Source organism: Thermoanaerobaculia bacterium (assembly GCA_035717485.1).
Classification (GTDB): Bacteria; Acidobacteriota; Thermoanaerobaculia; order UBA5066; family DATFVB01; genus DATFVB01.
This window is the reverse complement of the sequence record DASTIQ010000272.1, coordinates 1-7,893: the sequence shown is the minus strand read 5'-3', so window position 1 is coordinate 7,893 and position 7,893 is coordinate 1. Positions and strand designations below refer to the sequence as shown.

At 71.5% G+C, this 7,893-nt stretch carries 7 protein-coding genes; all 7 read right to left on the bottom strand.

The window, feature by feature from the left end; genetic code table 11:
- A partial coding sequence (gene aspS / locus VFS34_14195; protein HET9795600.1) for an aspartate--tRNA ligase occupies positions 1 to 1,660 on the bottom strand: 1,660 nt, incomplete at its 3' end.
- Entirely contained in the window at positions 1,657 to 2,883 is a 1,227-nt protein-coding gene (hisS, locus tag VFS34_14190) for a histidine--tRNA ligase (protein HET9795599.1), read from the bottom strand. The genes aspS and hisS, both read right to left, overlap by 4 nt.
- Positions 2,880 to 3,413 carry a gamma carbonic anhydrase family protein gene (locus VFS34_14185; GenBank protein HET9795598.1) on the bottom strand — a complete coding sequence of 178 codons (534 nt, stop codon included), beginning with the start codon at positions 3,411 to 3,413 and terminating at the stop codon, positions 2,880 to 2,882. Before VFS34_14185 ends, hisS begins: the two co-directional genes overlap by 4 nt.
- 37 nt (positions 3,414 to 3,450) lie before the next feature.
- On the bottom strand, positions 3,451 to 4,035 hold the full coding sequence (locus tag VFS34_14180; protein HET9795597.1) for an L-threonylcarbamoyladenylate synthase: 585 nt from the start codon (positions 4,033 to 4,035) through the stop codon (positions 3,451 to 3,453).
- A gap of 25 nt (positions 4,036 to 4,060) precedes the next feature.
- Positions 4,061 to 5,086, bottom strand: a complete 1,026-nt coding sequence (locus VFS34_14175; GenBank protein HET9795596.1) for a ThiF family adenylyltransferase — start codon at positions 5,084 to 5,086, stop codon at positions 4,061 to 4,063.
- Positions 5,083 to 6,753, bottom strand: coding sequence for a DNA repair protein RecN (gene recN, locus VFS34_14170; protein HET9795595.1), 1,671 nt, complete (start codon positions 6,751 to 6,753; stop codon positions 5,083 to 5,085). Before recN ends, VFS34_14175 begins: the two co-directional genes overlap by 4 nt.
- Positions 6,754 to 6,930: 177 nt before the next feature.
- Positions 6,931 to 7,689 (bottom strand): acyltransferase, encoded by a 759-nt coding sequence (locus tag VFS34_14165; protein HET9795594.1) that lies wholly within the window; start codon positions 7,687 to 7,689, stop codon positions 6,931 to 6,933.
- Positions 7,690 to 7,893 lie beyond the last annotated feature (204 nt).

Here is a 7,893-nt window from a genome sequence, read left to right as displayed (position 1 = left end):
GGAACGCGATCACGTCGCGGATCGACGCCGCGCCCGCCGCGAGCATGCACATCCGGTCGAGTCCGAGCGCGATCCCGCCGTGCGGCGGCGCGCCGAACCGGAAGGCGTCGAGCAGGAATCCGAACTTCGCCCGCGCCTCCTCTTCGCCGATCCCGAGCAGGCGGAACATCCGCGACTGCACGTCGGCGCGGTGGATGCGGATCGACCCGCCGCCGAGCTCGATCCCGTTCAACACCACGTCGTAGGCCCGGGCGCGCACGCGGCCCGGGTCCGATTCGAGGATCGCCAGGTCCTCCTCGCGCGGAGACGTGAACGGGTGGTGCATCGCGAACCAGCGGTTCTCCCCCTCGTCCCATTCGACGAGCGGAAAATCGGTGACCCAGCAGAACGCGAATTTCGCGTCGTCGATCATTCCCCGCTCGCGGCCGACGGCGACCCGCAGGCTCGCGAGCGCGTCCGCCGCCTTCTTCTTCGACCCCGCGACGACGAGCCCGAGGTCCCCTTCGCCGAGCGCGAGCGCGTCTCCGATCCGCTCGAGCGCTCCCGGCGCGAGCGACTTCTTCGCGGGGCTGGCGAGCTCCCCGCCGGCGCGGCGGATCCACACGAGCGCTCCGGCCCCGAACGTCTTCGCGACCTCTCCCCATTCGTCGAGCTTCTTGCGCGACGCGTCGGCGCCCGCCGGGACCCGGAGTCCGCGCACCCAGCCGCGGTCGCGGAGAGCGCGGTCGAACGGCGCGAAGCCCGCTCCCGACGCCGGCCCCGCGAGATCGACCAGCTCCATCCCGAACCGCAGGTCCGGACGGTCGATCCCGAACCGTTCGATCGCCTCGTCGTAGGTCAGCCGCGGGAACGGCGGGGCGCACGGGACGCCGGCCGCGCCGAACATCTCCGGGAAGAGCGCCTCGATCAGCTCGAAGACCCGCTCCGGCGTCGCGAACGCCATCTCGACGTCGATCTGCGTGAACTCGGGCTGCCGGTCGGCGCGGAGATCTTCGTCCCGGAAGCAGCGGGCGACCTGGTAGTAGCGGTCGAAGCCCGCGACCATCAGGAGCTGCTTGAAGAGCTGCGGCGACTGCGGAAGCGCGTAGAACTCCCCCGGCCGGTTCCGGGCGGGAACGAGGAAGTCGCGGGCCCCTTCGGGAGTCGACTTCGTGAGGATCGGCGTCTCCACGTCGAGGAATCCGCGTTCGTGGAGCACCTTCCGCGCGCGGAAGGTCATCTCGTCGCGGAGGAGGAAGTTCTTCGCGATCGACGGACGGCGAAGATCGAGATAGCGGTACTTCAGCCGCAGGTCTTCCGACGCCGACACGCGGTCCTCGATCGCGAAGGGGGGAACGTCCGACCGGTTCAGGACCGTCGCGCTCCGGGCGACGACCTCGATCTCGCCGGTCGCCATCGCGGGATTCTCCTGGCCGGCCGCGCGCCGGGCGACGGAGCCGTCGATCTCGACGACGTCCTCCGCGCGGAGCGTCTTGGCGAGCTCGACGAGCGCGCGATCCCCTTTCTCGCCGTCGAAGAGCACCTGCACGACGCCCGAACGGTCGCGGAGCGTCGCGAAGACGAGCTCGCCGAAGTCGCGGCGGTGCGCGATCCAACCCTGGAGCCGGACGTCGCGGCCGGCGTCGGCAGCGGAGAGCTTTCCCCCCTCGACGCGCGTCATCGGCCGGCCGGCGGGAGCGCGATCGTCCTCTGCTCGCGCGTCTTCAGGTTCTTGATCGTCACCGTTCCCTCCCGGGCCTCGTCGGGCCCGACGATCGCCGCCTCGTCGAAACCGAGCTCCGCCGCGGCGGCCAGACCCTTCTTGACGCCGCGACCCGAGAGATCGCACTCGACCGGCGACGCCGCGCGAAGGCGGCCGGCGACGGAGAGGGCGTACCCTTCCTGCTCCGGCCCGAGCGGGATCACCCGCACCCGGCCGGCGGGAACCGCGGCGTCGAGCGGCATCACGTCGACGAGCCGGTCTTCGCCGATCGCGAACCCGACCGCCGGAAGCGGCGGTCCGCCGAGGTCGGCCACGAGCCGGTCGTAACGCCCTCCCCCCAGGATCGCGTCCTGCGCTCCGAGGCTCGCGGACTTCACCTCGAAGACGGTTTTCGTGTAGTAATCGAGGCCGCGGACCAGGCGCGGATCCTCGGCGAAGGGGATCCCGTGCGCCCGCAGGAGCTCCATCACGGCATCGTGATGTGCCCGGGATTCGGGATCGAGGAATTCGATCGCGCGCGGCGCGTTCTCGAGCATCGCGGCCGCCTCCGGGTCCTTCGAGTCGAAGAGACGGAGCGGATTCTCGGCCAGCCGCCGGCGGTCGTCCTCGCCGAGGCGGTCCGCGCGCGCGCCCGCGAAGGTCCGCAGCGCGTCCGAGAATCTCTCGCGACCGGCGCCGGCCGGAACGGCGTTCAGGGAAACGGAGAGCTCGCGGAAACCGAGGGCGCCGAGGAACTCGAAGAGCATGACCAGGATCTCGGCGTCGGCGGCCGGCCCCGGAGCGCCGAAGAGCTCCGCCCCGATCTGGCGGAACTCGCGGTAACGCCCCTTCTGCGGCCGCTCGTAGCGGAACTGCGCCCCCGCGTACCACAGGCGGAGCGGCATCGGCGCCTGGTCGAGCCGGTTCTCGACGACGGCGCGGACGACGCCGGCGGTGTTCTCGGGCCGGAGCGTCAGCGAGCGGCCGCCGCGGTCCTGGAACGTGAACATCTCCTTGTGGACGATGTCCGTTGCCTCGCCGACCGAACGCGCGAACAACTCCGTCGGCTCGAACGTCGGCGTGCGGATCTCGCCGTAGCCGTACCCCCCGAAGATCCGGCGCGCGGCCTCTTCCGCGGCGGCGAACCGGAGAGCGTCGGCCGGGAGCAGGTCCCGGGTCCCCTTGGCGCGAGCGACCGTCATCGGGCCCACTTCCCGTCGACCCGGAAGTACTCTTCCTTGTACCCGAGATAGTTCGAGTGGTAGTGCTTCAGGTCCTCGATCTCCGCGGCCGTGAGCTCGCGCACGAGCTTCGCGGGCGCGCCGAGCCAGAGCGTCCGCGGCGGCACCTTCGTCCGGGGGGTGACGAGCGCGCCGGCGCCGATGAACGCGGACTCGCCGACGTCGGCGCCGTCCATCACCGTGGCGCGGATCCCGACGAGCGCGCCGCGGCGGATCGTCGCCCCGTGCACGACCGCCGCGTGGCCGAGCGTGACCTCCTCCTCGAGGATCGTCGGATGCGTCTTCTGGGTGACGTGGAGGACCGAATTGTCCTGGATGTTCGAGCGCGCCCCCACGCGGATGAAATGGCAGTCGCCGCGCACGACCGCGCCGTACCAGACCGAGACGTCGTCGCCGAGCACCACGTCGCCGATCACGGCGGCGGTTTCGGCGAGGTACACCCGCTCGCCCAGGACCGGCGAGGCGCCGGCGTATGTCTTGACGATGCCCACCGCGACCTCCCGAAGAAAAGCCCGAAAAACCGGCAGTCTATCGTGTTTCCGGCCAGGGAAAGGCTCCGGCCCGGAGGACCGCCGGCGGGTCCACGCGGGCGTCGACGATCGTCGACGGGAGCCCGCCGGGCGTCTCGCCACCGTCCACGAGGACGTCGATCGCGTTCCCGAGCGCGGCTCCGACATCGGCGGCCGTCCGGGCGGGGGGCTCGCCGGAACGGTTGGCCGACGTCCCCGTCAGCGGCCCCGTTCGCGCGAGCAGCCGGCGGAGCTCCGGATGGGCGGGAACGCGGACCGCCAGCGATCGCTCTCCCGACGTGCACGGAAGCGGCGTCGTGAGCGCGAAGACCGCCGTGAGAGGCGCGGGCCAGATCGCGGCGACGCGTTCGAGCGCGGCGGGAGAGGCCGTGACGCCGAGGCCCGCGAGGTCGGACGCCGAGGCGACGAGGACCGGGAGCGCCTTGCCCGCTTCCCTCCCCTTGATCGCGAAGACGCGCGCGCACGCCTGCTCGTTCCACGGATCCGCCGCGAGACCGTAGAACGTCTCGGTCGGAACGGCGGCCACGCCGCCGCGCGCGAGGACGCGGCGGAATTCCGCGAAGCGGTCCGGCCGCGCGAGCAGCTCGCCGAGAGCGACGCGGATTTCGTTACCTCCCGACGTATCGGGCGTAGAGGCTCCTCGCCCGGTCGAAATCCTCGGTGCCCCGGACGACGCAGCGGCCGTCGGAGAAGAGCGTGAGCACGACTCCTTCCGCCGGAAAGGAGAGCACGTGCGCCGAGCGCTGGACCGGAAACCCGGAGAGCGCCCGCTCGAGACGGTCGAAGTCGGGCCGTTCGCGGTCCGCCGGGGCGATCTGGACGGCGTTCCTTCCGCACAGCCGCACGACGTCCGTCGCTCCTTCTCCCTCGAGCGCCGGGTACCGGCGGCCCGCGCACGCGTCGCACCCCGCCCGGGGCCCCGCCTTCGCGAACGCGCGCACCGGCCGGACGTCTCCTTCCCAGACCGAGAACGTCAGGACCCCGCGCGACGGGCGCCTTCCCGCCGCGATCCGGAGCGCCTCGCCCGCCGCGAGGGCGGCGACGAGGGGAGGGAGCGACGGGACGATTCCTTCGGTGTCGCACGTCGGCGAAGAGCCGGCCGGCGGCAGGGCGCCGAGATAACAGCGCAGGCAGGGCCATTCCGGCGACGGCATCGAGACCGAGACGATCCCCTCGGAGCCGACGGCGGCCGCGTAGACCGTCGGCACGCCGCTCTTCTTCCCGAAATCCGAAACGAGGAGACGGGTCTCGAAATTGTCGCATCCGTCGAGGAGGACGTCGTGCCCGCCGAGCAGCGCTTCGGCGTTCCGAAACGTCAGGTCCGCGATTTCCGCCCGGAGCGCCACCGCGCCGTCGATTCGGGCGAGGCGCCGCGCCGCCGCTTCCGCCTTCGGGGAGGACGCGCGCGCGTCTTCGGCGTCGAAGAGGAACTGGCGCTGGAGGTTCGACTCCTCCACGACGTCGCGATCGATGAGCGTCACGGAGCCGAAGCCGGACCGGACCGCGATCTCCGCGGCCACCGAACCGACGGCGCCGACCCCGACGATCGCGATCCGCGACGCCGCGATCCGGCGCTGCCCGGCGGAGCCGATGCCGGGGAACCGCTCCGAGCGCGAGTGGCGCGCGTCCGTCATCGCGCCGCCAGGAGCGCCCGGGCGTGGGCGCGGGCGGTCGGCGTCACCGTCGCTCCCGCGAGCATCCGGGCGATCTCCTCGACGCGCTCGTCGCCGGTGAGTTCCTCGACCCCGGCGCGCGTCCTTCCCCCGGCGACCTTCTTCACGGCGCGCAGGTGCCGGCCCGCCCGGGCGGCGATCTGGGGAACGTGCGTGACGCAGAGCACCTGGTCCGTCGTCGAGAGCGACGCGAGCTTCCTCGCGACGACCTCCGCGATCCGCCCCCCGATTCCCGCGTCCACCTCGTCGAACACGAGCGTCCGCCCCCGGGCCCGGCCGCGGACGCGTCCCCCGGCCAGCAGCACGGACTCGATCGCGAGCTGGACGCGCGACAGCTCCCCGCCGGAAGCGATCTTGGCGAGCGGCCGCTCCGGCTCCCCGGGGTTTCCCGAGAAGAGGATCTCCGCGCGCTCGCGTCCGCGCGGCGAAACCCTCTCTTCCGTCTCCGCGAGCTCGACGCGGAACTTCGCCTTTTCCATCGCGAGCTCGGCGAGGCTCTTCTGGACCGCGGCCGAGAGCTTCCGGGCGGACTCCCGGCGGCCGTCGGAGAGCGAACGCGCCGCAGCCTCGTACGCCGCGAGAGCCGCGGCCCCGCGCCGGGCGAGCTCGTCGAGCGAATCGTCGAGGTTTTCGAGCGTGTCGCGCTCGGCGGCGGACTTCTCCCGCCATGCGAGGATCTCGGCGACGCTCGCCCCGTACTTCTTCTTCAGCCGCGCGAGCCGGGCCAGCCGATCCTCCGCCTCCGCCAGGCGCTCCGGATCGGCCTCGATCCGGGCCGCCGCCCCCGCGACCTGCGAGGCGACGTCCGAGGCGCGCGCCTTGATCTCGGCGATCTCCGCCTCGACCTCGGCGAAGGAGCCGTCGATTCGCGCGAGCTCCGACGCCGCCCGGTGGGCCTCGCCGATGCGGTCGAGCGCGGACCCCTCGTCCTCCGAGAGGGCGGCGGCCGCCGCCTCGCCGAGCTGGCGGACGCGGTCGGCGTGGAGGAGCAGGTTGCGCTCGGTCGCAAGCACGTCCTCGTCGAGTCCCTCGAGCCTCGCCGCGTCGATCTCCGCGATCTCGAATCCGAGCAGGTCGAGGCGCCGGTCTCGATCGCGACGCGAACCCGCGAGCTCCTCGCGGCGGCCTTCCGCCTCGCGGAATTCGCGCGCCCGCCGGGCGACCTCGTCGGCGCTCTCTTCGAGCGCCCCGAACGCGTCGACGAGATCGAGAGCCGCGTCGGCGTCGAGAAGCCGCCGCTCCCCTCCCTGCCCGTGGATCGCGACGAGGCGCTCCCCGATCGCCGCGAGGGTCTTCGCCGCGACCGCCGCATCGTTGACGAACGCCCTCCCCTTTCCGTCGGCGCCGATTTCGCGGCGGACGACGATCTCGCCGTCGGGGGCCGCGATCCCGGCCTCTTCGAGCGGGCGCCCGTCGACGCCGTCGAACCGCGCGGAAACCGTCAGCCGGTCCGCTTCGTGGCGGAGGAGGTCCGCCGACGCGCGGCCGCCCGACAGGAGGGAGAGCGCGTCGACGAGGATCGACTTGCCCGCCCCCGTCTCCCCGGTGATCGCCGTGAATCCCGGCCCGAGCTCGAGCGAGAGGTCTTCGACGATCGCGAGATTCCGGATCGTGAGGTCGCGCAGCACGCGAGGATTCTATCGGTCGGGGCCGAGTCGGATGGGCTTTTCCGCCGGGTCAAGCGAGCCGGGACGGTCATCAGGCCCGTCCCATGGACAACCCGCGGTCAATCTGGCGGACCGCCGAGTCAAGCGACGCGAAGCGTTCGCTTCAACTCGGCGGGAGGAGACGCTCGCGCTTCCGCTTCAAGGATGCCCTTTCTTCTGCGCGATCTTCTTCGCGGGAACGCCGCCGAAGATCTCGAAGTCGGGCACGTCCCGGTTGGCGACGCCGTGAGACCCGAGCATCGCGTCGTGCCCGATCTTCACGTCCGAAAAAACCGTCGAATGGTACGTGATCCGCGTGTTGTCGCCGATCACCGTCTTTCCGAGCGAGACGTCGTTGATGTCCTCGACGGCGTGCGCGTGCGAATAGATGTTCGCGAAGTCGGAGATCGACACGTTGTTCCCGATGACGACTTCCCCTCGGTCGTCGATCAGCACGTGGCGATGGATCGTCACGTCGTCGCCGACCGTCAGGTTGTAGCCGAACGAGAACTCGCAGTCGTGAAAGATCCGGACGTTGCGCCCGCACCGCCGGAAGACCCGCTTCGCCAGCATCGCGCGCATCCGGGTGCCGAGGAGCACGTTGCGGCCGATCGGCGAGTGGTCGAACATCTGCCAGAACCAGAGGAGCGGCTTGACGCGCGCCCACTTCCCCGGATCGATCTCCTTGTAGTACTCCGCTTCGAGAGTCGCGTTGCGCGGGTCGAACGACGCGGCGACGACCCCGGCGGCCAGCGAGGTTTCTCCCCGCGAGCGATGCCCGTAGACGTCGGCGAGCGTGTCCCGGACGACGTCGTTCCGGTCGAGGGCGGGATCGTCGAACTTTTCGGCGAGCTCGTCGACGAACCGGGGAAAGAGGCTCTCGGCGAGCTCGCCGGCCCGGACGGTGCGAAGCGTCATGAGTCGGCGGATTCTGCGCGAACGCATTTCCGGAGTCAATGCGGGAAAAGTCGTACAATCGCCGGCGCCGGGGGGTCCCCGATGCAATTCGCGAAATATCACGCCCTCGGGAACGACTACCTCGTGCTCGCGTCGTCGAATTTCGACCGGGAGCTCGGCCGCGACGAGATCCGCCGCATCTGCCGGCTGCACACCGGCGTCGGG